General features: G+C 67.3%; 26 protein-coding genes. 15 read left to right on the top strand and 11 right to left on the bottom strand.

What is annotated here, in order from left to right:
* Positions 1 to 22: 22 nt before the first annotated feature.
* From GXK59_RS02905 to GXK59_RS02875, 7 genes are all read right to left on the bottom strand, one after another.
* Positions 23 to 1,549, bottom strand: a complete 1,527-nt coding sequence (locus GXK59_RS02905; RefSeq protein WP_160664262.1) for a DHA2 family efflux MFS transporter permease subunit — start codon at positions 1,547 to 1,549, stop codon at positions 23 to 25.
* Between the two features lie 75 nt (positions 1,550 to 1,624).
* Complete coding sequence (locus GXK59_RS02900) at positions 1,625 to 2,188, bottom strand: PadR family transcriptional regulator (protein ID WP_160664260.1); 564 nt, start codon at positions 2,186 to 2,188, stop codon at positions 1,625 to 1,627.
* A gap of 120 nt (positions 2,189 to 2,308) precedes the next feature.
* A complete protein-coding gene (locus tag GXK59_RS02895; protein WP_160664258.1) occupies positions 2,309 to 2,704 on the bottom strand; it encodes an ankyrin repeat domain-containing protein in 396 nt (131 codons plus the stop codon).
* Positions 2,701 to 3,783, bottom strand: a complete 1,083-nt coding sequence (gene ygfZ, locus GXK59_RS02890) for a CAF17-like 4Fe-4S cluster assembly/insertion protein YgfZ (RefSeq protein WP_160664256.1) — start codon at positions 3,781 to 3,783, stop codon at positions 2,701 to 2,703. The genes GXK59_RS02895 and ygfZ overlap by 4 nt, the downstream gene beginning before the upstream one ends.
* Before the next feature lie 22 nt (positions 3,784 to 3,805).
* A complete protein-coding gene (locus GXK59_RS02885; RefSeq protein WP_160664254.1) occupies positions 3,806 to 4,531 on the bottom strand; it encodes a flavodoxin family protein in 726 nt (241 codons plus the stop codon).
* A 90-nt stretch (positions 4,532 to 4,621) separates the two neighbouring features.
* A complete protein-coding gene (locus tag GXK59_RS02880) occupies positions 4,622 to 5,236 on the bottom strand; it encodes an FABP family protein (RefSeq protein WP_160664252.1) in 615 nt (204 codons plus the stop codon).
* 175 nt (positions 5,237 to 5,411) lie between these two features.
* Positions 5,412 to 6,146 carry a permease gene (locus tag GXK59_RS02875; RefSeq protein WP_160664250.1) on the bottom strand — a complete coding sequence of 245 codons (735 nt, stop codon included), beginning with the start codon at positions 6,144 to 6,146 and terminating at the stop codon, positions 5,412 to 5,414.
* Between the two features lie 257 nt (positions 6,147 to 6,403).
* On the opposite strand from GXK59_RS02875, the gene GXK59_RS02870 reads away from it, so the two are divergent.
* The 14 genes from GXK59_RS02870 (at position 6,404) to asd (ending at position 19,371) form a co-directional block, all read left to right on the top strand.
* Positions 6,404 to 7,102, top strand: a complete 699-nt coding sequence (locus GXK59_RS02870) for a winged helix-turn-helix transcriptional regulator (protein ID WP_024367663.1) — start codon at positions 6,404 to 6,406, stop codon at positions 7,100 to 7,102.
* Positions 7,103 to 7,366: 264 nt separating this feature from the next.
* Entirely contained in the window at positions 7,367 to 8,335 is a 969-nt protein-coding gene (mshD, locus tag GXK59_RS02865; RefSeq protein WP_160664248.1) for a mycothiol synthase, read from the top strand.
* Positions 8,336 to 8,448: 113 nt separating this feature from the next.
* On the top strand, positions 8,449 to 10,713 hold the full coding sequence (locus GXK59_RS02860; RefSeq protein ID WP_160664246.1) for an RNA degradosome polyphosphate kinase: 2,265 nt from the start codon (positions 8,449 to 8,451) through the stop codon (positions 10,711 to 10,713).
* An 11-nt stretch (positions 10,714 to 10,724) separates the two neighbouring features.
* Positions 10,725 to 11,702 (top strand): NUDIX hydrolase, encoded by a 978-nt coding sequence (locus GXK59_RS02855; RefSeq protein ID WP_160664244.1) that lies wholly within the window; start codon positions 10,725 to 10,727, stop codon positions 11,700 to 11,702.
* Between the two features lie 147 nt (positions 11,703 to 11,849).
* Positions 11,850 to 13,427, top strand: a complete 1,578-nt coding sequence (locus tag GXK59_RS02850) for a hypothetical protein (protein ID WP_237393765.1) — start codon at positions 11,850 to 11,852, stop codon at positions 13,425 to 13,427.
* Complete coding sequence (locus GXK59_RS02845) at positions 13,424 to 13,828, top strand: GntR family transcriptional regulator (protein ID WP_160664242.1); 405 nt, start codon at positions 13,424 to 13,426, stop codon at positions 13,826 to 13,828. The genes GXK59_RS02850 and GXK59_RS02845 overlap by 4 nt, the downstream gene beginning before the upstream one ends.
* A 33-nt stretch (positions 13,829 to 13,861) precedes the next feature.
* Positions 13,862 to 14,665 (top strand): thymidylate synthase, encoded by an 804-nt coding sequence (locus GXK59_RS02840; RefSeq protein WP_160664240.1) that lies wholly within the window; start codon positions 13,862 to 13,864, stop codon positions 14,663 to 14,665.
* Complete coding sequence (locus tag GXK59_RS02835) at positions 14,662 to 15,249, top strand: dihydrofolate reductase (protein WP_160664238.1); 588 nt, start codon at positions 14,662 to 14,664, stop codon at positions 15,247 to 15,249. The genes GXK59_RS02840 and GXK59_RS02835 overlap by 4 nt, the downstream gene beginning before the upstream one ends.
* Before the next feature lie 4 nt (positions 15,250 to 15,253).
* Positions 15,254 to 15,472, top strand: a complete 219-nt coding sequence (locus GXK59_RS02830; RefSeq protein ID WP_160664236.1) for an NF038396 family protein — start codon at positions 15,254 to 15,256, stop codon at positions 15,470 to 15,472.
* A gap of 156 nt (positions 15,473 to 15,628) precedes the next feature.
* The gene (locus GXK59_RS02825) at positions 15,629 to 16,645 is read left to right on the top strand and encodes a hypothetical protein (protein WP_160664234.1); all 1,017 of its coding nucleotides are present in this window, start codon (positions 15,629 to 15,631) and stop codon (positions 16,643 to 16,645) included.
* A gap of 21 nt (positions 16,646 to 16,666) precedes the next feature.
* Positions 16,667 to 17,311, top strand: coding sequence for a hypothetical protein (locus tag GXK59_RS02820; protein ID WP_160664232.1), 645 nt, complete (start codon positions 16,667 to 16,669; stop codon positions 17,309 to 17,311).
* Positions 17,308 to 17,712, top strand: a complete 405-nt coding sequence (locus GXK59_RS02815; RefSeq protein ID WP_160664230.1) for a hypothetical protein — start codon at positions 17,308 to 17,310, stop codon at positions 17,710 to 17,712. The genes GXK59_RS02820 and GXK59_RS02815 overlap by 4 nt, the downstream gene beginning before the upstream one ends.
* A gap of 72 nt (positions 17,713 to 17,784) precedes the next feature.
* The gene (locus tag GXK59_RS02810; RefSeq protein ID WP_160664228.1) at positions 17,785 to 18,186 is read left to right on the top strand and encodes a hypothetical protein; all 402 of its coding nucleotides are present in this window, start codon (positions 17,785 to 17,787) and stop codon (positions 18,184 to 18,186) included.
* A gap of 54 nt (positions 18,187 to 18,240) precedes the next feature.
* Entirely contained in the window at positions 18,241 to 19,371 is a 1,131-nt protein-coding gene (asd, locus tag GXK59_RS02805) for an aspartate-semialdehyde dehydrogenase (protein WP_160664226.1), read from the top strand.
* 36 nt (positions 19,372 to 19,407) lie between these two features.
* Here asd and GXK59_RS02800 read toward each other — a convergent pair whose 3' ends face one another.
* Positions 19,408 to 20,511: a winged helix DNA-binding domain-containing protein gene (locus GXK59_RS02800; RefSeq protein ID WP_160664224.1), complete on the bottom strand. Its 1,104-nt coding sequence runs from the start codon at positions 20,509 to 20,511 to the stop codon at positions 19,408 to 19,410.
* 70 nt (positions 20,512 to 20,581) lie between these two features.
* Here GXK59_RS02800 and GXK59_RS02795 point away from each other — a divergent pair, with 70 nt between their 5' ends.
* The gene (locus GXK59_RS02795; RefSeq protein ID WP_160664222.1) at positions 20,582 to 21,061 is read left to right on the top strand and encodes a hypothetical protein; all 480 of its coding nucleotides are present in this window, start codon (positions 20,582 to 20,584) and stop codon (positions 21,059 to 21,061) included.
* A gap of 65 nt (positions 21,062 to 21,126) precedes the next feature.
* On the opposite strand, the gene GXK59_RS02790 is transcribed toward GXK59_RS02795, so the two are convergent.
* Genes GXK59_RS02790 through GXK59_RS02780 form a run of 3 tightly spaced genes read right to left on the bottom strand, consistent with a single transcriptional unit; the run spans position 21,127 to position 23,970 of the window.
* Positions 21,127 to 22,194: a UDP-N-acetylmuramate dehydrogenase gene (locus GXK59_RS02790; protein ID WP_160664220.1), complete on the bottom strand. Its 1,068-nt coding sequence runs from the start codon at positions 22,192 to 22,194 to the stop codon at positions 21,127 to 21,129.
* A gap of 45 nt (positions 22,195 to 22,239) precedes the next feature.
* A complete protein-coding gene (locus GXK59_RS02785) occupies positions 22,240 to 23,517 on the bottom strand; it encodes an MFS transporter (protein ID WP_160664218.1) in 1,278 nt (425 codons plus the stop codon).
* Between the two features lie 15 nt (positions 23,518 to 23,532).
* The gene (locus GXK59_RS02780) at positions 23,533 to 23,970 is read right to left on the bottom strand and encodes a MaoC family dehydratase (RefSeq protein WP_160664216.1); all 438 of its coding nucleotides are present in this window, start codon (positions 23,968 to 23,970) and stop codon (positions 23,533 to 23,535) included.
* Between the last annotated feature and the right edge of the window lie 2 nt (positions 23,971 to 23,972).

Here is a 23,972-nt window from a genome sequence, read left to right as displayed (position 1 = left end):
CCGGCAGCACACCGGCGTCAACTCAGCGGGACTGCACCCCGGCGCCCTTGGCGCCCTTGGACGTTGCCTGCACGGAGCCGGGCGTGCCCCAGCCCTGGACCGGCTGGGGTTTGGCGAAGAACAGGACCACCGCCATGCCGATCAGGATCACAGCAGCGGGCAGCAGGATGGACTGGCCCATCGCCGTCGAGAACCCCTCCTGCAAAGCCTCGGGCAGTGTGCCGCCAAACGACATCGGGCTTGCCTCCCCGGATCCGCCCGGAACTGCCGGGAGTTCGGCCGCGAGCCGCGTCTGGATCAGGACCGCTATCGCGGCACTGCCGAGGACTGCCCCGATCTGGCGGGTCGTGTTGTACACGCCTGAACCGGCGCCGGCCAGCCGCGGCGGCAGGTTCCGGGTGGCGGTGGTACTCAGCGGCGCCCAGATGCCGGCGTTCGCGAAACCGAGCACGGCACTGGGCAGGAGGAACAGCAGGATCGGCGTGTCCGGGTGCATCAGGACGGCATTCCAGGCCAGCGCCACCGACATCAGGAGCAGACCGGTCGCGGTGATGAACTTCGGGTTGACCCGGTCGATGATCTTGCCCACCACGGGCGCGAGCCCGCCGGAAATGAGCGCCATTGGCACCATCATCAGTGCCGACTGGGTGGGGGTCAGCCCGCGGACGATCTGGAAGTAGAAGATCAGCGGCAGCGTGAAGGAGGTGATGGCGAAGCCGACGGTGGTGATGCCGATGTTCGCCAGGGAAAAGTTCCGGTCCTTGAACAGGGACAGCGGCAGCAGCGGCTCGCCCTTGTTCACCTTCTGCCACACGACAAACGCCACCAGCACGATGATCCCCGAGATAATGAGCCCCCACACCGTGATGGGTCCGGTGATGGTGCCCCAGTTGTAGGTCTCGCCTTCCTGGATGCCGAACACCAGCAGGAACAGCCCGACGGCGCTGAGCAGCACGCCGGGGATGTCGAACTTGTGCGGGTGGGTGGTCAGGGCGGGCACGTAGCGCAGGGCCAGGAAGAAGCCGACGAGGCCGACCGGGAGGTTGATGAAGAAGATCCACTCCCAGCCGAGGCCGTCCACGAGGACGCCGCCGAGGATCGGTCCCACGAGGGTGGCGACGCCCGCGGTGGCGCCCCAGATGCCCATCGCGGCGCCGCGCCGGTCCGGCGGGAAGATCCGGGTGATGACGGCCATGGTCTGGGGTGTCATCAGCGCGGCGCCGAAGCCCTGGAAGACCCGGGCCAGGATCAGTGTCTGGACGTCGCCGGACAGCCCGCACCAGAGCGAAGCCAGCGTGAAGACAACGAGCCCCGTCAGGTAGAGCTTCTTCGGGCCGAAGCGGTCGCCCAGCCGGCCGGTGATCAGCAGCGGCACGGCGTAGGCCAGCAGGTAGGCGCTGGTCACCCAGATCACCGCGTTGATGTCGGCGTTCAGGCCTTCCATGATGCGGGGGTTGGCCACCGAGACGATGGTGGTGTCGATCAGGATCATAAAGAACCCGATCACGAGGGACCACAGCGCCGGCCACGGCCTGGCAACGATTTCCATGGGATTCCTTACGGGTCGAAAAGGATGCTTGTTGTGGTACTCAAGGTGTTCGGAGGGGCCGAAGCCCCGGATGGACTACCAGGCAAGCTGGCCGCTGCCGAGCTGGTCCTGGAGATTCCGGATCCAGCCGATCTCGGCCTGCAGCATCACCTGCTGGTAGTCCATGTCGATCCAGTACTTGCGTTCGACGCCCTTCTTCCGTACCCGGTCCTGCGCCGCGGCGAGGAAATCCAGCTGCTCCTGCAGGCCCTGGAGGCGGCGGTCGAGCAATCCGGTAACGACGCCGGCCGGAAGGTTATACGCTTCCGAGACGGCCAGCGGGAACGAGGGGTACTCGTTGACGGGGCTGGCCAGCATGTCCCGGAGCCTTTGGGTGAGGGCTGCCCGCCCTGCCTCGGAAATCTCATACGTGGTCCGTTCGGGACGGTTGCCTTCACGGTCTGTACCGGTAGCCAGGACCAGCCCCTGCTCCTCAAGCCGCCCCACCGCGTGGTACAGCGTTCCCGGCCGGACCTTCACGAGCCGGTCCTCATGCCGGGCCATCAGGAGCTGGTACATCTCGTAGGGATGCATGGGCTCTTCCACCAGCAGGGAGAGAGCGGCGACACCCAGCGGTGTCAGCGGCGCGGTTCGGACCATGGAGCATTTTCCTTCACGCGGTGTCTGTCAACGCGGCGAGAAGCCGCGGGTAGTATTCCACTAGAACTATTCCACATGGAGTATGAGCACGCAAACGACCATTCGGGCCCCGGGACACGGTCAGCCCAGCAGGGCCAGGATGTCCTTCCGGTCGAACATCCGGGCGGCCGCCCGGGCGGAGGGCGTCCCGGCGTCGGGGTCCGCGCCGGCGTCGAGCAGCACCTGCGACACATCCGTGTAGCCCTTGAAAACGGCACCGGCAAGAGGCGTCTGGCCGCGGTCGTTGGCGGTATTGGCGTCTCCGCCGTTCGCCAGGATAAGCCGGACGGTGTCGGCGTGGCCATGGTAGGCCGCGAGCATCAGCAGGGAATCCCCGGCCGCGTTGGTCAGGGTGGCCGGGACTCCGGCGGTGAGGTAGCTTCCGAGCATGGCGGAGTCACCCTGGCGGGCAGCATCGAGAAGCCTGTGGGCCAGGGCCAGGGTCTCCTCGTCCGGTGCGGTGCTTCCCTCTGTCATCGGGTCCCCCTCAGGAAACCGGTCTGCCGCCCCACGACCTGGCCGGCGTCGGGAGCCACAATGACCTCCTGCACCGCCGTGTAGGGCTCTTCGCCGTCAAGGACGGTCAGTACTTCCCCGGGCGCTACCGAGCGTTTGACCACGGCCAGGGCCACCGGCCCCATTTCGTAATGCTGCGCCACGGACGTTACGGTGCCGACCCTGCGGTCACCGGACCGGACCTCGCTGCCGACGGCGGGCATGGTGTGCTGCGAGCCGTCGAGCTGCAGGAACACCAGCCGGCGCGGCGGGTGGCCCAGGTTGTGGACCCGGGCCACGGTCTCCTGGCCCTTATAGCAGCCCTTGTTCAGGTGCACGGCGGTGCGGAGCAGGTCGAGTTCGTGCGGGATGGTCTTGTCGTCGGTTTCGGCACCCCAGCGCGGCCGCCACGCTGCGATGCGCAGGGCTTCGGCTGCCCAGACCCCGGCCAGCGGGCGTTCGCCGGCCGTGGCTTCAAGTTCAGCGGCCGGGACGAGGTACTCGAACCACGGCCGTTCGAGCCCGGGGTGGGAGTCCTCCCCCACCACCGCGTAGGAGTAGCCGCCAGCGCCGACATGCGGCCACGGGTCTTCCCAGACAAGCAGCCCGGACCATTCGGGCACCCGTCGGGTGGACCCCAGCACGGCCCAGTCCGCCGATACGTCGGTGATCTCGACCCGGAGCATGAACTTCATCTTGTTGAGCCACTCCGCCAGCGGGCCGGCCTCGGCGGCCTCGACGATCAGCCAGGTCGTGGCGCCGTCGTCCACCACCCGTGCGTCGAATTCGATCCGGCCCTGCACGCTCAGCAGCAGCAGTTCGCTGGACTGCCCCGGCGCCAGGTCCGTGAGCTGCTGGGAGGACAGCGTGTTGAGCCAGCTCAGCCGGTCCGGCCCGGTAACGGTGACGACGCCGCGGTGCGACAAATCGACGACGGCGGTGCCGGCGGCCAGTGCCCGCTGTTCGCGCAGCGGTTCGCCGTAGTGGGAGGCGACGCCGGCGTCAGCGCCGCCGGCTTCGACGGCGCCAGGGCGCGCAAGCAGTGGGCTCTTGGTAGTCATATGTATTAGAAGTCCTCAGCGGTTAGCGGTATTCCGGATTTTCGAAGTCAAACCTGGTCCCGGCTTTCCAGGCCTCGGGCAGGTTGCCGTAGGCAGGAATGCCGCCGGCGTCCTTGAGCATCCGGGCCAGGTGCAGCAGGTTCCACGTCATGAAGGTGGTGTTGCGGTTGGTGAAATCACTTTCGGGACCGCCGGAGCCCTCATCCAGGTAGCTCGGGCCGGGCCCGACGGCGCCGATCCAGCCGGCGTCGGCCTGCGGCGGGATCGTGAAGCCGATGTGCTGGAGGCTGTAGAGGACGTTCATGGCGCAGTGCTTGATCCCGTCCTCATTGCCGGTGATGAGGCAGCCGCCCACCTTGGGGTAGAACGCCCACTGGCCCTTCTCGTTCAGCTCGCCCGAGTGCGCGTAGAGGCGCTCGATCAGCTTCTTGGTCTGCGAGGAGTTGTCTCCCAGCCAGATGGGCCCGGCCACCACAACGATGTCCGCGTCCCGGACGGCCGGATAGAGCTCCGGCCATTCATCGCTCGCGCAGCCGTGCCGGCGCATGTCCGGATAAACGCCGCTCGCGATGTCGTGGTCCACCGTCCGGATGACCCGGGTGGCGACGCCATGCTTGTCCATGATCCGGCGGCTGACGTCGATCAGGCCCTGCGTGTTGGAGGTCTCGGGGGACTTCTTCAAAGTGCCGTTGAAAAACACGGCTTTGAGGTCGCTGAAATCGGCGGTTGTTGCGGGTGTGGCATTCACTGGGGTGCTCCCTGCGGTCGCGGCGGACAACGGAAAATCAGTGAGACCTCAGGATCGGGCAGTGTCCGCCGGCGCGCCGGGCGCCGCCGGTCAGCTGACTTTGTGGAGGATGGCGGACGCGTGGGCTTCCAGGCCGCTGCCCCCGGCAGGGCCCTTGCCCGTTGCCACGTCCCAGCGCCAGAGCAGGTTGCCGTCCACGAGGCCGAAGATCCTGGTGGCGGCCGTGTACTCCTTGGAGTGGCTGCCCCGCATCACCATATCGGTGCTGAGCTGGATCTGCGGGCCCTTGATCTGGCCGTAGTACAGCTCGGAGATCCCGCCGGGGTGGGAGATCGACACGGAGATATCGAAGCCGCCGTCCTTGTTGCGCAGCGCCTCGACTTCGTCGGCGCTCTTAAGCACAGGAACGATGTCGGCCGGAATAAGCCCCGGGCCGCCATCCTCTTCGCGCTGTTTTCGCTCCAGCGCCCAGAAACCGGTTTCGACGGTCAGCGGACGCAACGTGGTGCCTGCGTCGTCGGTCAGCCAGCTCTCGGCACGGTATTGCAGGTAGGGCAAACCGTTATGCGTGAAGGACACGTGTTGCCGGAAGTGCTCGGAATCCTCTTCCCCGGCCCCCAGCCGGCCCCTGCCCTCCCACTCACCAATGAGCCAGGAAAGCGGAACGATTTCGGGTGTCAGATCTGTTGGTATTTCAATCGGCACAGCAGCTACCTCTGGAAACGAAGACGGCTATTGATTTCTGGCTGTTACTTCTGGCCTTTGAAGAGGCGGTAGACAACAAAGCCGGCAAACCACGCCATGGCCAGGCTGGCAACGCCGAGCAGTACAAGGAAGAAGATTTCAAATGCAAGTACGGACATGATGCCATCCTAGCGTGTTAGTAGATGAGTAGTTTGTCTATGAAGTAAGCCAGGGAACCGACGGCGGAGACCGGGCCCAGCCCCATTCCGAGGGCCGCCGCAAAGCTTAGCGATTCGCCGCGGATGATCACCAGCCGGCGGAAACTCATCAGCACGGCCCCGACCACCACGCCGACGATCGCGGCCGGCAGCACTGCGATGTCGGAGAAGACGAGGCCCGCGAGCGGCCCCGCCAGCCCGGCGCCGACGACGCCCAGCGGCGCCACGACCCGGTCCGGCCAGCGGATCAGGCCGGCCAGCAGGGCGATCGCAGCGCTGATGGCGGCGACCAGGAGCATCTCTTGAACGCCGTTGAAGCGGGAGCACGCAATCCAGCCGGCGCCCAGGCAGGAGAGCATAACGCCGGCACTCGAACCGAGTGTGGACTCCAGCCGCTGCGCCTGCCCGGTGCCGCGGATCAGCTGCATCACGAAGACCGCCATTACGCCTGCCGCCATAAACGACGGGGTCCAGTCCAGGAATCCCGGGGCGGGAAGGTAGGTGGCGGCAACGGCGGCGCCGACGCCCGGCAGGCCGATCAAGGCTGCCAGGGTCTTCTTGGCCGGAATCCCCAGGAAGTGCGGCCAGCCGATCCCGACGGCGGCGGCGGTGAGCACTCCCACCGCCAGGAGCGCCTCCGGCGAGATGTACGACGCGCCGACTATCGCGGCGAGTCCGGCCAGCCCGATGACGCCGATGGACCACGTCTTCACTGTTTACCCGACATCGTCGTATCCGTCATCCGTTTTCCGGTCATCGTCGTACTTTCGCTCACTGCGGACCCCAATTCGACCTGATCTTTCGTCAGGGGGCTGCGGGCCCCGACGGATCAATCCTGCCCTATGTGACCGTTTTGTGTCGCAAAGGGACCGGACGCAGGTGACGCAAGCATGTCCGGGAAGGGTCGTTTGGGTATACTCAGACTCAGCTACAGACGCCCAACGATGCGCGGACACCCCTTGGAGGAAACATGTCGCACATCCTGCTACTGACCAACAGCACCGGCTCGTCGGTGGACGTCCTGCCTGCTTTGGAACTACTGAACCACCGGGTCCATATCCTCCCCGCCGAGCCGACGGCACTGCTGGAGACGGACCCCTGCGACATCGTCCTGCTGGACGCGCGCAAAGACCTTGTCGGCGCACGCTCCCTCACCCAGCTGCTCAAGGCCACGGGCCTGAGCGCCCCCCTTATGCTGATCCTGACCGAGGGCGGCATGGCCGCCGTGTCCTCCGCCTGGGCCGTCGATGACATCCTGCTGGACTCCGCGGGCCCCGCCGAAGTCGAAGCCCGCATCCGCCTCGGCGTCGCCCGGGCCGTGCCGGACCAGGACGATGCCCCGACAGAGATCCGGGCCGCCGGCGTCGTCATCGATGAGGCCAGCTACACCGCCCGGGTCAACGGCGCGCCGCTCAACCTGACCTTCAAGGAATTTGAACTGCTCAAGTACCTGGCCCAGCACCCCGGACGGGTCTTCACCCGCCAGCAGCTGCTGACCGAGGTCTGGGGCTACGACTACTACGGCGGCACCCGCACGGTGGACGTGCACGTCCGGCGCCTGCGGGCGAAGCTCGGCGCTGACCACGAGAACCTGATCAGCACGGTCCGCAACGTGGGTTACCGCCTGACCCTGGTCCGGCATCCGGAGGAAGAACTCACCGAGGCCTGAGCGGCGCCGGCCCCATCCGATCCGGCTGAAACGACAAACAGAAAAGCCCCGGACATCGGTCCGGGGCTTTCTGCATTTCGAGTGGAGGACATACGGGTCGAACGTATCGAGGCCACCCCAGTGGTGGATCCCCCTCGCACCTGGGCTGGCCGTTCCGAGAAACAGGTTCTGGACCGAACAGCCGGATGAGTTAACGACTATACGTAACAGTTCCGGAAACGACAAAATCGCGGTCGCCCCGGCGGCACCGTATAGCCTTGCACCATGAGTCCTGCGCATCCTGAAAACTGGCCCGTGCTCGCCGTCAAGGGAGCTGCGGATGCGCAGCTCCTGAAGGACGTCAAAGCCCTCGTGGCCGCCGCGGAGGAATCTGATGGCAATCCGCCGCTGTCCGAACAGACGCTCGTGACGCTGCGTGCCGCCGACGGCGGGCATTCTGTCCTGACACTCGCCCTTTACAGCCCCGAAGAGAGGTCCGACCCGGCGACGGCGCAGGATCTGGCCGGGGTCGCCGTCGTCATCGGGGAACCGGACGGTACGGGCGTGCTGGAAATTGCCGTCCACCCCAGCTACCGGAGCCAGGGCGTAGCGGACCGGCTGGTCCGCGAACTCAAGAACATCCGCGGCTTCGCGGGCCTCAAGGCGTGGTCCCACGGCAACCACGAGGCCGCGGCCGACCTCGCCGCGCGCTACGGCTACGGGCCCGTCCGGGAGCTGTGGAAAATGCGGCTCACGAGCGCGGCGGCGGAGCTGCCCGACGTCCCCCTGCCGGCCGGGGTGACACTCCGCGCCTTCGTCCCGGGCCGGGATGAGGATGCCTGGCTGGCGGCGAACCGGGCCGCCTTCGCGCACCATGCGGAGCAGGGAAACATGACGCGCGGCGATCTGGACGCCAGGATGGCCGAGCCGTGGTTCGATCCCGCCGGTTTCCTGCTGGCCGTCGACGCCTCCGACCGGATTATCGGCTTTCACTGGACCAAGGTGCACCCCCGGCACGGAGACCATCCGGCGATCGGCGAGGTGTACGTGGTGGGCGTGACTCCCGGCGCGCAGGGCACGGGACTGGGGAAAGCCCTGACGGTCGCCGGCATCCGGCATTTGCAGCACCAGGGCCTGCACGCCGTCATGCTCTACGTCGATGCGGACAACATTCCGGCCGTGTCGCTGTACCGGCGGCTGGGGTTCACCCGCTGGGACGTCGACGTGATGTATGCCCCGCTGGAGGAGCAATAATCCATTCGGCGGACATCAGGTGTCCACCCGGGGAATTCTGGACTCGTCGAAAGCTAATGGCACGGTGAATGCTTGTAAGGTTGAAGCACACCGCGCCAGCATTAGGAGACACCATGCAACGGGAATCTGCCCGGACAGCCACGTCTGAGGCCGCTACGTCGGACAAAAAAGTGCGACCCGCGCGTGCCCGGTTCGGCTCCTCCGAAGTGCCTGCCTCGCGTGCCACCCAGGACCGGATCGATATTCCTGAGTTCGCGCCCAATCTGGAGCCGGAGGGCGATTTCAGCCCGGACCGTTTCCTGGACCGCGAACTGAGCTGGCTCTCGTTCAACGCCCGCGTGCTCGAACTCGCCGAAGACCCGAACCTGCACCTGCTGGAGCGTGTCAGCTTCCTCTCCATCTTCGCGTCCAACCTGGATGAGTTCTTTATGGTCCGTGTTGCCGGCCTCAAGCGCCGGATCGCCACGGGACTGGCTGTCCCCTCCCCTGCCGGGCTCAGCCCGATGCAGGTCCTGGAGCAGATCGGGGACGAGGCCCATCGGCTGCAGCAGCGTCACGCCCGCGTCTACGCCGAGCAGATCCGTCCGGCGCTGGCCTACGAGCACATCCATCTTATGCACTGGGAGGAGCTTGATTCCCAGGCCAAGGACCAGCTCAGCGCCATGTTCGCGGAGAAGGTCTTCCCGATCCTGACCCCGCTGGCGGTGGACCCGGCCCACCCCTTCCCGTACATCTCGGGGCTCTCCCTGAACCTCGCCGTCGTCGTCCGCAACCCGGTCAGCGACAAGGAACTCTTTGCCCGCCTCAAGGTCCCGGACCAGCTCCCCCGGCTGATCTCCATTGACGGGCCCCGCGCCGGCTCCGTGCCGGGCCGGGTGGCACGCTTCATCGCCCTCGAGGAAGTCATCGCGGTCCACCTGGACCAGCTCTTTGCCGGCATGGAGGTGCTGGAGCACCACACCTTCCGCGTCACCCGCAACGAAGACGTGGAGGTCGAAGAGGACGACGCCGAGAACCTGCTGCAGGCCCTTGAGAAAGAACTGCTGCGCCGCCGTTTCGGCCCGCCGGTCCGGCTCGAAGTCACGAATGACATCAATCCGAACATCCGGGCGCTGCTGATCCGCGAACTGGGCGTCGAGGAATCCGAGGTCTACTCGGTCCCGGCCCCGCTGGACCTCCGCGGGCTCTCGGTCATCGCCGGAATCGACCGCGCCGACCTGCACTACCCGAAGCATGTCCCGCACACGTCCCGGTACCTCAACGAATCGGAAACCTCCAAGGCGGCGAACGTCTTCGCGGCCATGCGGCGGCGTGACATCCTGCTGCACCACCCGTATGACTCGTTCTCCACCTCGGTGCAGGCGTTCCTGGAACAGGCTGCGTCGGACCCGAAGGTCCAGGCCATCAAGCAGACGCTGTACCGTACTTCGGGCGACTCGCCGATCGTTGACGCCCTGATCGACGCCGCCGAGGCCGGCAAGCAGGTCCTGGCCCTCGTCGAAATCAAGGCCCGGTTCGACGAGCAGGCCAACATCTCGTGGGCACGGAAGCTCGAGCAGGCCGGCGTCCATGTGGTTTACGGCATCGTGGGCCTCAAGACCCACTGCAAACTCTCCCTCGTGGTGCGCCAGGAAGTGGACGGGCTCCGCCGCTACTGCCACATCGGCACCGGCAATTACCACCCGCGCACGGCCCGTTACTACGAGGACCTGGGCCTCCTCACGGCCAATGAGCAGGTGGGCGAGGACCTCTCCAAGCTCTTCAACCAGCTCTCCGGCTATGCTCCGAAGTCAACCTTCAAGCGCCTTTTGGTGGCCCCGCGGTCGGTGCGTTCGGGACTCATCGACCGGATCGAAACAGAGATCCGGAACGCGCGCGCCGGCCTGGCCGCCCGGGTCCAGATCAAGGTCAACTCGATGGTGGACGAAGCCATCATCGATTCCCTGTACCGGGCCTCCCAGGCGGGCGTTCCCGTGGACATTATCGTCCGCGGCATCTGCTCGCTGCGCCCGGGAGTGCCCGGACTCAGCGAGAACATCACGGTCCGGTCCGTGCTGGGCCGTTTCCTGGAGCACTCCCGCGTTTTCGCCTTCGCCAACGCCGGGGACCCGGTGGTCTACATCGGTTCGGCGGACATGATGCACCGCAACCTGGACCGCCGGGTGGAAGCCCTCGTCCAGCTCACCAGCGGGGACGACACAACGTATGTCATGGATCTGCTGCGCCGCTACATGGACCCGGGCACCGCCAGCTGGCACCTCGACAACCAGGCCGTATGGACCCGCCACCACCTCGCGGAGGACGGCCACGATCTCGAGGATATCCAGTCCTGGCTGCTCAATTCCCGCTCGCGGCAGCGCTCGTCCGGGCTGCGGTAGGGGCTCTGGCATTGAGTAGCGATTCACTGGTTGCCGACCAGAGCGACCATCCCGGCGAAGCAATCGCGGTGGTGGCTGCGGGCGCCCTGCCCTGGCGTGTCGCCCCGGGCGACAAGGGCCAGCTGGAGGTCCTGCTGATCCACCGCCCGCGGTATGACGACTGGTCCTGGCCCAAGGGCAAGATCGACCCCGGCGAGACGGTGCCCGAATGTGCCGCCCGCGAGGTCGATGAGGAAATCGGGCTACAGGCGCCGCTGGGCATCCCGCTGCCGGCCATCCATTACCACGTCCCCGCCGGGCTGAAAGTGGTTCATTACTGGGCTGTCGACGTCGACGGGGCCGCCCTTCTGCCGGACGGCAAGGAAGTGGACAGCGTCATGTGGTGCTCGCCGGAGAAGGCGGCCCGGCTGCTGAGCAACCCGAGCGACGTGGGCCCGTTGGAGCACCTGGCGGCCGCGCATGCCCGGGGCGAGCTGAAGACGTGGCCGCTCGTGATCGTCCGCCATGCCAAGGCCAAGCCGCGCTCCTCCTGGACCAAAGCCGAAGGGGACCGGCCGCTTGCCGCCACCGGGATGCGGCAGGCACAGGCGGTGGGGCGTCTCCTGCAGGCCTGGAAACCCATGCGGATTGTCTCCAGCCCGTGGCTCAGGTGCGTGGCCACCATCGCCCCGTACGCCAAGGCGTCGGATGCGAAGGTGAAGTTGAACGAGGCCCTGACCGAGCACCGGCACGGCCGCCATCCGCACAAGACAGCCGCTGCCGTCGAGGGTCTTTTCGACAAGCAGCGGGCAGTGGCGCTGTGCACCCACCGCCCCGCCCTCCCCACCGTGTTCGCCCAGCTGGGAAAGCACATGGGTTCGCGCCTGCGCGCCCAGCTGCCGGACGCCGACCCGTTCCTGGCTCCCGGTGAGATTGTCGTGTGCCATGTGGCGCACCACAGCAAAGACAAGGTGGTCGCCGTGGAGCGGTTCAGGCCCTTCGACGATTAAGGTCCTTGACCCTCCGCCCTGCCGGCCATAGTTTGTATCAAGCACTTGATACATGGCTGCAGAATCTTTGGGGGATTCCATGCCGGTCCAGTTCAACCTGCCGCCGATGCTGTTGCTCGGTCCCCTCCCGCCGCCCTGGTGGTGTACGTGGTGCTGCGCTGGGTGATCTGGGCACCGCGCACGGGGATCTCGCCGCCGTCGGTGTCCGAACACGCGCTGTGGGTGGGCGTCATCGGCTGGCTGGCGAGCTCCCTGCAGGGGTCGCTGACTCTGGGCATCATTCCGGCCAATCCCTCCACCGGCAGTTCCCTGACCAGCGCTGGCACGATCGCGCCGGCCCTGGCCTGGCCGGTCCTGGGCTGCCTGACGGTGCATGCCCTGGGCCAGATCAGTTATCCGGGTCCGCGGCGAATCCGGCGGCAGGCCGTGCTTGCGGTGCGGCACATCCGGGACTTCCTGCCCCGACGGCTGGCACTCACCACGGCGGCCATCTTCGTCTCAGCCGCCGCGGCCATCGCCCGGACAGCCACCCTGCCGGCATTCGCGGCCGTGGCCCCCACCAGGGTCAGTGACGGCCAGTACAACTACTACAACGGCGGCGGTGACGGCCGCATCCCCGGGGCGGACGCGGCCGGCTGGCTCGGCGGCGCCCTGCTCTTGCTGGCCGGCGGGACGTGGCTGGTGCTGTGGCTGATCTCCAGCCGGCGCCAGCTGGAGTCCCTCGACGCGGCGGACAACGCCGTGCTGCGGACCATCGCGATGAACCGGCTGCTGCGAACGGTGTCCACGGTGGCCGCCGGACTGGGTGTGATCGCGGGGAACTTCGCGGCCCGGCCCGACCCGTCGACCGGAGACCCGTCGTGGACGAATCCGGCCGGGCTGGCGGGCACGGCGGTCCTGCTGGTCATGTGGTGGTGGCGGCCGCCCCGGCTCGCGGCTGCCGAGCTGGGCGTCCGGAACCGGCCGGCAGCGGGGCTCGCCCCCGGCCGGCAGCACCCGGCCGCACGGCTCGTCCGCTCCCTCGGGGCGCTCCTGGGACTGGCGGCCGCCGTGCCGCTGCTGGCCGGCGTTTGCCTCGCCCAGGCCCTGATGGCTGCCGTCAGCTCTGGTTTTGCGGGCTTCGTGGCGATGATGGCAGCATCCGTGCTGGTGGTCATCACCGCCGGCGAGCTCCTGCTGCAGCGTAACTACGGAACTCCGGAAGCGCCGCGCCGCTGGCCGCGGCAGCCGGTGGGTCCGGCCCTGCTGAGCACTGCCGTCCTGGCACTGCTGGTCTTCCTCGTCGTCCTGATCGTCACGGCGCTGGGGCAGGGCCGCCTCGCCGCGTGCCCGGACTGGGTTCCGGCCGCGCTGCTCACAGCCGGAGTCTGCGTTATCGCACTCCCGGCACTCTTCACGGCCAGGCTCCGTCAGGGTGTCGCCGGTCCCCAGACCGGACTGGACGCGGCCCTGCGCGCCATCACGGTGCATCGGGTCGTGCGGACCGTGGCGGCCACCCTCACCGCGCAGGCCGGCATCCTGCTGCTGACCCAGAGCAACGCCTGGGCAGCGGTCCTGGGCCGGACGGCTTTTGGGGAGACCAACCCCGCCGCGACATTCTGGGGGCCGGCGGTCGCGGCCGGCGCAATCCTCTGCGTTGTGGCAACGGTCATCGCCGTCATCCCGGTGGGCATACTGGCCGGGCGTGCCCCGGCTCCCCTGCCGAGAAAGGGAGTCTCCGCGTGACGGCGGGGATCTCCGTGGACCTGGGGTCGGCCACGCCGCCGTACGAACAGATCCGGGCACAGGTCTCCTCCCTGATCGCCCTCGGAGCGCTGGCACCGGGAACCCGGCTGCCGACGGTGCGGAGCCTTGCGGCGGACCTCGGCATCGCGGCCGGAACCGTCGCCCGGGCCTATCGGGAGCTCGAGCAGGCAGGGCTGACCGAGGCCAGGCGGCGCAACGGCACTGTGGTCGCCGGGACGCCTCCACCCGCGACCCCAACAGGCACCCCCGCGCCGGAGTCCGTCGCCGCGGAGGTGACTGCCGCCGTCGAGCGCTACATTGCGGAAGGCAGGCGCGCCGGCCTGGACGACACCGCGCTGCTGGCAATCCTGCGGACGAAGCTCACCCACCAAGACGAATAAGGAGCGACCGCGACTTCTCAGTAGACTGGGACAGTGAGCATTCCAACGCCCTATGAAGACCTGCTGCGCGATGTCCTGGACCACGGCACGCACAAATCGGACCGGACCGGGACCGGGACCCTGAGTGTGTTCGGCCGCCAGATGCGGTTCGACCTGAGCCAGAGCTTCCCCCTGGTCACCACCAAACGCGTGCACTTCAAGTCCGTCGCCGTGGAGCTTCTCTGGTTCCTCCGCGGGGACACGAACGTGAAATGGATGCAGGACCAGGGTGTCACCATCTGGAACGAATGGGCCGACGCCGACGGCGAACTGGGCCCGGTGTACGGCGTCCAGTGGCGCTCCTGGCCGACCCCCGACGGCGGCCACATCGACCAGATCGCCGAACTTATCGAAAACCTCAAGACCAACCCGGATTCCCGGCGCCACATCGTCTCGGCCTGGAACGTCGCCGAGCTCAAGGACATGGCCCTGCCGCCGTGCCACGCGTTCTTCCAGTTCTACGTGGCCGACGGCAAGCTCTCCTGCCAGCTGTACCAGCGCTCCGCGGACACCTTCCTGGGCGTGCCGTTCAACATCGCCTCCTACGCCCTGCTGACCTGCATGGTCGCCCAGCAGACCGGCCTGGAACCCGGCGAATTCGTCTGGACCGGTGGCGACGTGCACATCTACGACAACCACATGGACCAGGTCCTCAAACAGCTCACCCGCACCCCCTACGAGTACCCGCAGCTCAAGATCAACCGCAAGCCGGACTCCATCTTCGACTACACCCTCGATGACTTCGAAGTGGTCGGATACCAGCACCACCCGACGATTAAGGCCCCGATAGCCGTATGAGCGACGACAACATGCAGGGCGCCCAGCCCGCCGACTTTCCCGACAGGCTGGCCGCCCTCACCGGCCTCGGCCTTGTCTGGGCCCAAACCAGCACCGGTGTCATCGGCAAGGACGGCGGCATGCCGTGGCACCTTCCGGAGGACATGGCGCACTTCGCCCGCCTCACGACAGGCCACCCGGTGATCATGGGCCGCAAGACCTGGGAGTCCTTTCCCGACAAATACCGTCCCCTGCCCGGGCGGACGAACATTGTCATCACCCGCCAGGAAGGCTGGGGTGCGACTCCGGCGGCCGAGGGCGCCACCGCGGTCAGGTCCCTGGACGACGCGCTCCTCGAGTCCCAGTTCGCGCCGGGCAACGACATGGTCTGGATCATCGGCGGCGGCAACATCTTCGCACAGTCCATGGACCTCGCCGACGTCACCGTCATCACCACGATCGACACCACCACGGAGGGCGACACGTTCGCCCCGGACCTCGGGTACGACTGGACCATGGACGGGAGCCTGCCGGCCGACGGCTGGGAGACCTCCGCCAACGGCACCCGCTACCGCATCAACGTTTGGCGCCGGACGGAAGGCTAAGGAAATGCTGACAAAACCCGAACTTCTTTTTGTCCTTGGCTACATGCTGCTTCCGCTGCTGGCGCTGCTGTCCGCGATCGTGGGGCTGACCATGATCCTGGGTGGCGACAAGATCGTGGGCGCGATCGTGCTCGTGGTGGTCACCCAGGCTTTTGCCTTCGGGGCGTTCTTCGTCCTCCGGAGGCGGAAACACGTCCTGCTCCCGGAGCCCGACGGCGAGTAGCGGCTGCGCCCCCGGCGCCGGGCCCGCATGGGGAGACCACCCCATCGCCGCGGAGAGCGGTTCCGGCTACATTGGTCCCGGTTGGATACGTACGCCGGAATGCACCGGGTCCCGGCCATAGCCGGTTAGGCTGATGCACGTATAGGGGGAGCCACTATGGCAGGAAACTTGTGGGGCGCCGACGTCGCCCAGTTGCGCACACTCGCACAACAGTTTGGCAAGACGTCCGAGACGCTGCTGCAGCAGTCGACCACCCTGACGTCGGCCATCAACGGCACCACGTCCTGGAAGGGAGCCGACGGCGCCCGCTTCACCTCCGAGTGGAACGGCAGCCACCGTGCCCTGATCCAGAAGACCGCATTTGCCCTCAAGGAAGAGTCCAAGCGGCTGCTGACCCACGCGGAACAGCAGGAGAAGGCCAGCAACACGGCCACCGGGGCAGGCGCCGGAATCTCCGGCATTACCGCCGGGGCCGGTACTGCCGGCAATCCCTGGGGACCGGACTGGCTGGCAAAGGGTTCACCGTTCAGGGACGCGTGGGGTCTCCGGGGTCTGTCGAAAGCAGCCCTTGACCTTCCCAAGAATGTTTTCGGTTTGGCCACGATGGCCTCCAAGGGCCTCGACAACTTTACCGACGCCGCCCGCTGGGCCAAGCTCCCAGCCACCAGCGTCACCTACAACCTTCTGGATTCGGGCACAGACCTCATCGGGCTCAAGAATCTCCAGAAATACATCCCGGCGCTCAACCAGTTCGGTGGCGTCTTCAAAGAGAGCGCATGGCTGTTCAAAGGCCAGGGCTCGGTCCTTGAGAGCCTGGGTAAGGGTGGCCTCGGCCGTGGTCTGGGCTGGGCCGGCGTGGGCCTGAACGGACTAGACGCCGCCAGATACATTTCAGAGGGCAAAACAGGAGATGCCATCTGGTCGGGAGGCAAGGCGGCCCTCGGCGTTGCGTGTTTCCTGCCCCCGCCAGTTGGGACCGTCTGTACCGTGGCCAGCGCGGCGATAGCGATCTACGAGATCCCTGCGGTCAAGGAATTCGTGAACGGCGCTGCAAGCAATGTCGCGGACACCGTGGCCAGCGCGGTGAAGGATCCCGGCAAATTCGTCGAGGACACCGGCAAGAATCTGGCCGACCTCGGCAAGGGCGCCGCCAGCTTCCTTGGCTTCGGATAAATTCAATTGAAGGGTAACTTCGTGACAACCAGTACCGAATCCACCGAATCGCCGGATACGGCAGTCGGCTTCGGCTTTGCCGAAATCGCCTACCTGATCCGGAGGTTCGACACCGACGCCGCAAGGAAATCTGCTCAGGTACTGCGGCTTGAAGAGGAAGTCCAGTCCGATCCGATCTGCATCGCCGGAGGATCCTCGCTTCTGGGCCGCGGCTTTGCCAGCGTCGACGACGACCTTGAACTGGAAGGCCCGGCAGCACCCACCGCGTACGCCCTGTCGCGGGCGGACCGCTGGACCGAAATGAGTCTGGTCGACGGCGAAAAGACAGATACCGTCGTGCACGTGGAGTCCGACAAGGTATCACTGCTGATGCAGCCCCGAACCCTCAGCACGTGGTTCGTCTTTGCCCAGGACCCCGGGATTGACGGCGCGGACGCCGAGCTGTCCATCATCGAAGAACACACCCGAACCCACCCCGCGGGCACAGCGTTCATCCGCGTCAAGACGATCTCCGGCGAAGACCACCTCCTCATCCGCCCGGACAGGGGCGGCTGGGCGGTCGCCAAAGTTGTCGATCCCTCAACGGACGTCGAGGAAACAACGGGGCTGGACACCGCGGGACTGCTCGCCCGGATTCGGGAAACCAGAGGGGCCGGCGCATCATGAGCGACGCTTCGGAGAAGGAACGCCCGTCCCGGCGCAAGGGCTACTACAAGCGCCAGATCGAGCTGGAAGCCGCGAAGCAGGGACTCACGGTTGAGGAATACGGCGTCTACAAAGGCTCAGTGGGGAGTGCCATCGAGCCGATCAATTCGGCCGGAGGCCTGTTGTTCCTCGCCCTCCTGATCTCGCTGTTCTCCAGCGTGGTCGTTGTAGGCGGCATCAAGATCCTGATCGACGACGAGGTGACGAGCTGGGTGGAATTGATCGTCGCCTTCGCCATCGTCCTGTTCGTCGTGCCCACGTCATGGGCGTATTACCTGAAGGAACGCAAGGCCGTCCGCCTTCGACGGGCCAGCGGCAAGACACTTCAGCCCCCCACCCGCCGTTCTACCATCCGGGACTAGGCTGCAGCTTCCGATTGGAACAGCGTCCACCGTGCCGTATCCAGAAAACCGCACTCAGCCTCAAGGAGAACCGTGGCCAAACGTAGCCAAAACGTGCCCCAGGAACCAGGCTACGTCCCTTACCAGCCAACTGACGAGCGGGTGATCCACCGCCTTGCGGAGAACGGCGAACTGGTCGCCTACACCGCCGACGAGTACGGTGTCCGCAAGGATGACGGCTTCGGCGTCGTCAAGCCGGTGAACTCTGCGGCCGGTCTGCTCGTCCTCGCAGTCTTGATGACAATCGCCTTCGGCGGCATGCTGTACGGGCTCGTTCAAATGGGGATAACCGACCAGTGGGAGATTCTGGGCGAGATCTGGTGGATGTACTTGCTGGTTCTTTATCCCCTGACCGCAGGCTGGGCCGGCTACCTCGCGGAACGCAAGGCCGGGAAGCTGCGCACGGCCCGCAACCTCCCCCGGCCCGTTGAGTAACAGCGGCGACGTAACCGACTGCGTCCGTGGGCCGGCAAAGTCTAAACTGGGGCAATGACTACAGCAGCTACTCCGTCCGTTGGACTGGTCGGTTGGCGTGGCATGGTCGGTTCCGTCCTGATGCAGCGTATGCAGGACGAGGGCGACTTCGCCAACATCAACCCCGTATTTTTCTCCACCTCCAACGCGGGAGGTGCTGCCCCGGCGTTCGCTGAAGGGGCCGGCAAGCTCGAGGACGCGTTCGACGTCGAGACGCTCGCGAAGCTGCCGATCATCGTGACCGCCCAGGGCGGCGACTACACCAAACAGGTCCACGGCGAGCTGCGCAGCCGCGGCTGGGACGGCCTCTGGATCGACGCCGCATCCACCCTGCGGATGAACGACGATTCGATCATTGTGCTGGACCCGATAAACCGCGACGTGATCGACAAGGGCCTTGCCAACGGCACCAAGGATTTCATTGGCGGCAACTGCACCGTCTCCTGCATGCTGATGGGCCTGGGCGGGCTGTTCAAGAACGGCCTCGTCGAATGGGGCACGTCCATGACCTACCAGGCGGCCTCCGGCGGTGGCGCCCGGCACATGCGCGAACTGCTGAGCCAGTTCGGCACGCTTAACGCCCAGGTCAGCCCGGAACTGGACGACCCGGCGTCGGCCATCCTGGAGATCGACCGCAAAGTCCTGGCCCACCAGCGCACCGACATCGACGCCACCCAGTTCGGCGTGCCACTGGCCGGATCGCTGATCCCCTGGATCGACGCGGACCTCGGCAACGGCCAGTCCAAGGAAGAGTGGAAGGCCGGGGTGGAGACCAACAAGATCCTCGGCACCTCCGGCGATGAGCACATCATCATGGACGGGCTGTGCATCCGGATCGGCGCCATGCGGTCCCACTCCCAGGCGCTCACGCTCAAGCTCCGCGAAGACCTCTCCGTCGCTGAGATCGAGAAGCTCCTGGACGCGGACAACGAGTGGGCCACAGTGGTGCCCAACACCAAGGAGGCCTCCATGCAGAACCTCACGCCGGTGGCAGCCTCCGGCACCCTGGATATCCCGGTGGGCCGCATCCGGAAGCTGGAAATGGGGCCGCAGTACATCAGCGCCTTCACCGTGGGCGACCAGCTCCTGTGGGGCGCGGCCGAACCGCTGCGCCGGATGCTCAACATCGCGACCGGCACCCTGTAGGACCTCTGCAGCATCCTCACCGGGCTTCACCCCGGTTCAGGTACCAAGGAATCTCCGGTACTTCGCGGCCTGCAGCTCAAAGGACCTTTGGGCGGCAGGCCGCAGTCCGTTGACGTCGTCGAACGGCTCAGGCACGGCCACCGCGCCCCCGCTGCGGGCCACGTCCCAGGTGCCGACGATCCGGCCGCCGGCAACAATCGTTCTCCGGAAGACCCCGTTGCCGCCCGGCACGATCCTGTTCGCATGCTCCGGCGGCAGCACGATCGACCGGTCCGTGTAGCCGAGCAGGAACTCATCGAATCCCGGCAGCGCAAGGACCAGCCGCCCGGCGGGGACGCCTTCGTCCAGCAGCGCCGCCGCCTCCGGGGAGAGCCAGTAGCTGGTCCGCTCGAACTCCAGTTCCACCACCTGGCTTTTCACCCGGCCAAGGGCCGCGCGGACCTCCGTCAGGGGTATGCCGGACCACCAGGCAAAGTCACGCTCGGTGGCGGGCCCGTGGCTGCGCAGGTACCGCAGCAGCCACTCCGCGGTCCCCTCCGCACGGTCCAGTGTCCGCGACTCCGTGATCCAGTCGTCGAAGGCCACCAGCAGCTGCTGGTTGCCGGCCAGCGGACCCTGCACCAGCCAACCGCGCTGGCACATCATGCCCAGCAGATGGATGCCGCGCTGGCCGGCCGTGGAATGGCCGGACCGTTCGAAGGCCTGGAACAACTCCGCCCGGCTGGCCGCTGCACCGCCGGACACCAGCTCCAACGCGGCACCCGCTGCAGCGTCGATGTCCCGGGCCGAGATATCGAGCTCCCGGTGGCGCCCGGCCATCCCCCGGATCAGCCGATCGGAGGTAATGGCCAGCATCCACTTCAGGTCTTCGGGAGCCAGCAGGTGCAAGGTGCCGCGCATCGGCCAGGACCGGACGATCTCCCCCCGGTCCAGGGCGCGGCGGACATCGCCCACCCGGGAACCCGGCACACGCTGTCCGACCGCCCAGAGGACGGACTGCAGGTCCTGCGCCTGCATGGCGGTCATCCAGCGCACGGCCGCAGGGACGCTGCGGAACCCGGACCCGGCCAGCCCCTGCGAGGCCAACCGCAGCCGGCCAATGATCCCCCGGCTTAACCGGATACGCGCCTTTGCTGTCATGCACCCCATGCTAGGAGGCCTGCCGGGCGGTTCCCAGCCGCCTTCCAGCCGGGCTCCCTACCCTTGATGGATGACCTTAAGTGAGATGTGGCCGCTGCTGCGGCCCCTGAGCCGGAGGCTGGCCCTGCTGGGCTGGGCTTCCAGCGCTGCCGGCATGACCGCCGGGCTCACCGTTGCCATTGCCAGCGGCACCCGGCTCTCCCCCACGATGAGCACCCTGCAGCTGGTGTCCATGGTGTCCATGGCCGTGGCGGTGGCCAGTTTTGTGACGGCCGCATCGGTACAGCCGCGGTCGCCAGTGCGGGACGACGTCGAAGCACCGGACGGCCGCGAACCCGGGGGCCTCCCCGACACCGTGCAAAGCTTCCTGCTCGGCTCTCTGGCGCTCCTGGCAGGGGCGGTCGTCTTCGCCCTCGCCGGTTTCCTGCTCCGCAGCGGGCCCAGCGAACAGTCCGTGGCGTTTTGCCAGGTCTTCTTCCTGGGCGCCGCGGCATCCGGCTTCACGTTTATGCTCTTCAGCCGGGTCGTCGGACGCCACGGCAGGAACTGAGCGCCGCGTTGGCGGCGGCAAGCGCAGGGCGCTGCAGCACCTTCGGAACCCGTTGATTCCGTTCCTTAGAGCTTCACGCCGATGAGCAGCGGTTCCGGGTGCAGTTCAATCCCGAAGCGTTCGACGACGCCGCGGCGCACCTCGCGCGCGATCGCCAGCAGGTCCGCGGTGCTTGCGCCTCCCCTGTTGGTGATCGCCAGGGTGTGTTTGGTGGACAGCGAGGCCCGGCCGCCGGACACACTCTCCGGCTCCAGCCCGAATCCTTTGCCGTAGCCGGCCTGGTCGATCAGCCACGCCGCCGAGAGCTTGGTCAGTCCGTCGGCGCCGCCCGGGTAGCGCGGTGCGCCGGCCGGCAGCCCGGCGGCTACGTCCGCCGGCACGATCGGGTTCGTGAAGAAGGAGCCGGTGGAGTACGTGTCCCGGTCCGCGGTGTCCCACACCATGCCCTTGGACGCACGGAGCCGGAGGACCTCGCGCCGGACATCGTTGGAATAGGCCCGCTGGCCCGCCTCAACGCCCAGCGCGCGGGCGAGCTCGGCGTAGCGGATCGGGGCGCTCATCCGGCCCAGGGGCAGCTGGAACTCGACCGTCAGCACGACGTAGCGCGGCGAGCCGTTGACGGTGGTTTGTTTCAGGATCGAGTCGCGGTAGCCGAACTTCAGCTCCGAGTTGGTGAAGGTCTGCACGGCGTTGCGCTGCCGGTCCCAGGTCCGTACGACGGCGATGGTCTGGGACACGTCCGAGCCGTAGGCACCGACGTTCTGGACCGGGGTGGCGCCCGTGGCGCCCGGGATGCCGGAGAGCGCCTCGATCCCGGACCAGGCGTGGAGCACGGCGTGCTCCACCAGGGCGTCCCAGTTATGGCCGGCCTGGACCACTACGGCGACGCCGCCGCAGGAGTCCTCCGCGTTGACAGTGAAACCCTCCGAGGCGATCTTCAGCACAGTGCCGGGGAACCCGTCGTCGGACACCAGCAGGTTGGAGCCTCCGCCGAGGATCAGCAGCGGCTCGCCGGCAGCGTCCGCTGAGCGGACGGCGTCGATGATCGCGGCCTCGGTGCGGGCCTCGATGAAGCTGCCGGCGGGGCCGCCCACGGCGGCGGTGGTCAGGGCGGAGAGCAGTGTCTGGGTCACCCGACCAGCCTAGCGGGGTATGGCCGGACTCCCCTAAGCAGGTCCCTAGCCGACCTTGCGGGCCACCGGTGAGAGCAGGAAGCTGACCACGAGCATCACCATCACGGCCAGCAGGGAGTGCAGGATGCCGACGTGCTCCGCCAGGAGGCCCAGCAGGGGCGGCCCGCAGAGGAACGCGCCGTAGCCGATCGTGGAGACGACGGAGACCCGGGCGGCGGCCTTGAGGGGGTCGTCGGCGGCGGCGGACATGCCCACCGGGAAGCCCAGCGAGGCACCGAGCCCCCAGACCGCGAGGGCCGCATAAGCCACCCACGGCACGGGCGCGAAGACGAACATACCCAGGCCCAGCACGGCAAGGGCCGCACACCAGCGCATCACCGGGACGCGGCCGAAGCGGTCCAGGACCACGGTGCCGGTGAAGCGTCCCACGGTCATGAACGTGACGAAGAGCCCGTAGCCGGCGGCGCCCGCGGCGTCCGACTGGCCGTGGCCGTCGGCGAGCGCCAGGGCCACCCAGTCCCCCGCCGCCCCCTCGGCGAGGGCGAGCCCCAGGACGAGCACCCCCAACAGGAGCGTCCGGCGGTCCCGCCAGGCCTGCGCAATCTGGCGTTTGCTGTCCAGCGGGGCCTCGGGCCGGTCCGTATCCGGGCTGATGATCGGAATAGGCCCGGTGGAGGGATCCTCGAACGTATCGGGCTTGGCTGGCTTGAAGCGTTGCCCGCCCTCCACCGGGGTGATGTCCGCGCGGAACCACGACGCTGCGGTGGCCACGGAGCCGGCGACCAGCAGACCCACTGCGGCGAAGTGCGAGAAGACGGGCACCCCGGCCCCCGCGGCCCAGGCGCCTGCGCCCGCGCCGGCGACGGTGCCAAGGGAGAACGCTCCGTGCAGCCGCGGCATGATGTGCCGGCGGACGGCCCGCTCCACAGCGGCTCCCTCGACGTTGGAAGCCGTGTTCCAGCTCGCCGTGCCGAGGCCGATCACGGCCAGCCCTGCGGCGACGACGAGCGGGTTGGCCAGGACGGAGGTTCCTGCGCCGGCGACGACCATCCCGGCGCCCACCATGATGCTGCCGATCCGGATGGTCTGCTTGGACCCGAACCGCAGCACGATCAGCCCGGACGCGGAGACCGAGATGAAGGAGCCCAGGGTCATGCACAGCAGCAGGAGCCCGACATTCCCCGGGGTGAGGTCCAGTCCGTCACGGATGGCCGGCAGCCGGGAGACCCAGGTGGCGAAGGCGATGCCGCTGACTGCGTAGGCAACCACGACGGCGTTCCGCCAGTGCGTGACCTCAGCAGCCTGGCCCGTGCGCACGTTCACGGCATAGCCATGCGGCTAGGCCAGCCTGACGACGGCCTGGGCCTTCATCAGCACTTTCTGGCCGGCCGAGGTGACGGTGAGGTCCACGCGGACGGTGCCTGCCTCGGCGTCGAGAGCTCCGATGGCGCCGCTGACCTCAATCACGGCGCCGGCGTCGGCGGTCCCCGTGGTGTCGGACACCGGGACCGGCTTGGTGAAGCGGGTCTGGAAATCGACGACGGCGGCGGGGTCGCCGGCCCAGTCGGTCACGAGCTGGACGGCGGAGCCCATGGTGAACATGCCGTGGGCGATCACACCAGGCAGTCCCACGCTCGTGGCGAAGGCCTCGTTCCAGTGGATCGGATTGAAGTCGCCGGAGGCGCCCGCGTACTTGACGAGGTCCGTGCGGGTGACGTCGATGCTGCGGCTGCCGATGTTTTGGCCGACAGCGAGTTCTGAAAGGGTGGGTGTCATGT

Source organism: Pseudarthrobacter sp. ATCC 49987, from assembly GCF_009928425.1.
Lineage (GTDB): Bacteria > Actinomycetota > Actinomycetes > Actinomycetales > Micrococcaceae > Arthrobacter.
The sequence above is the reverse complement of the archived record's forward strand: the minus strand, read 5'-3'. Positions and strand labels throughout refer to the sequence as shown.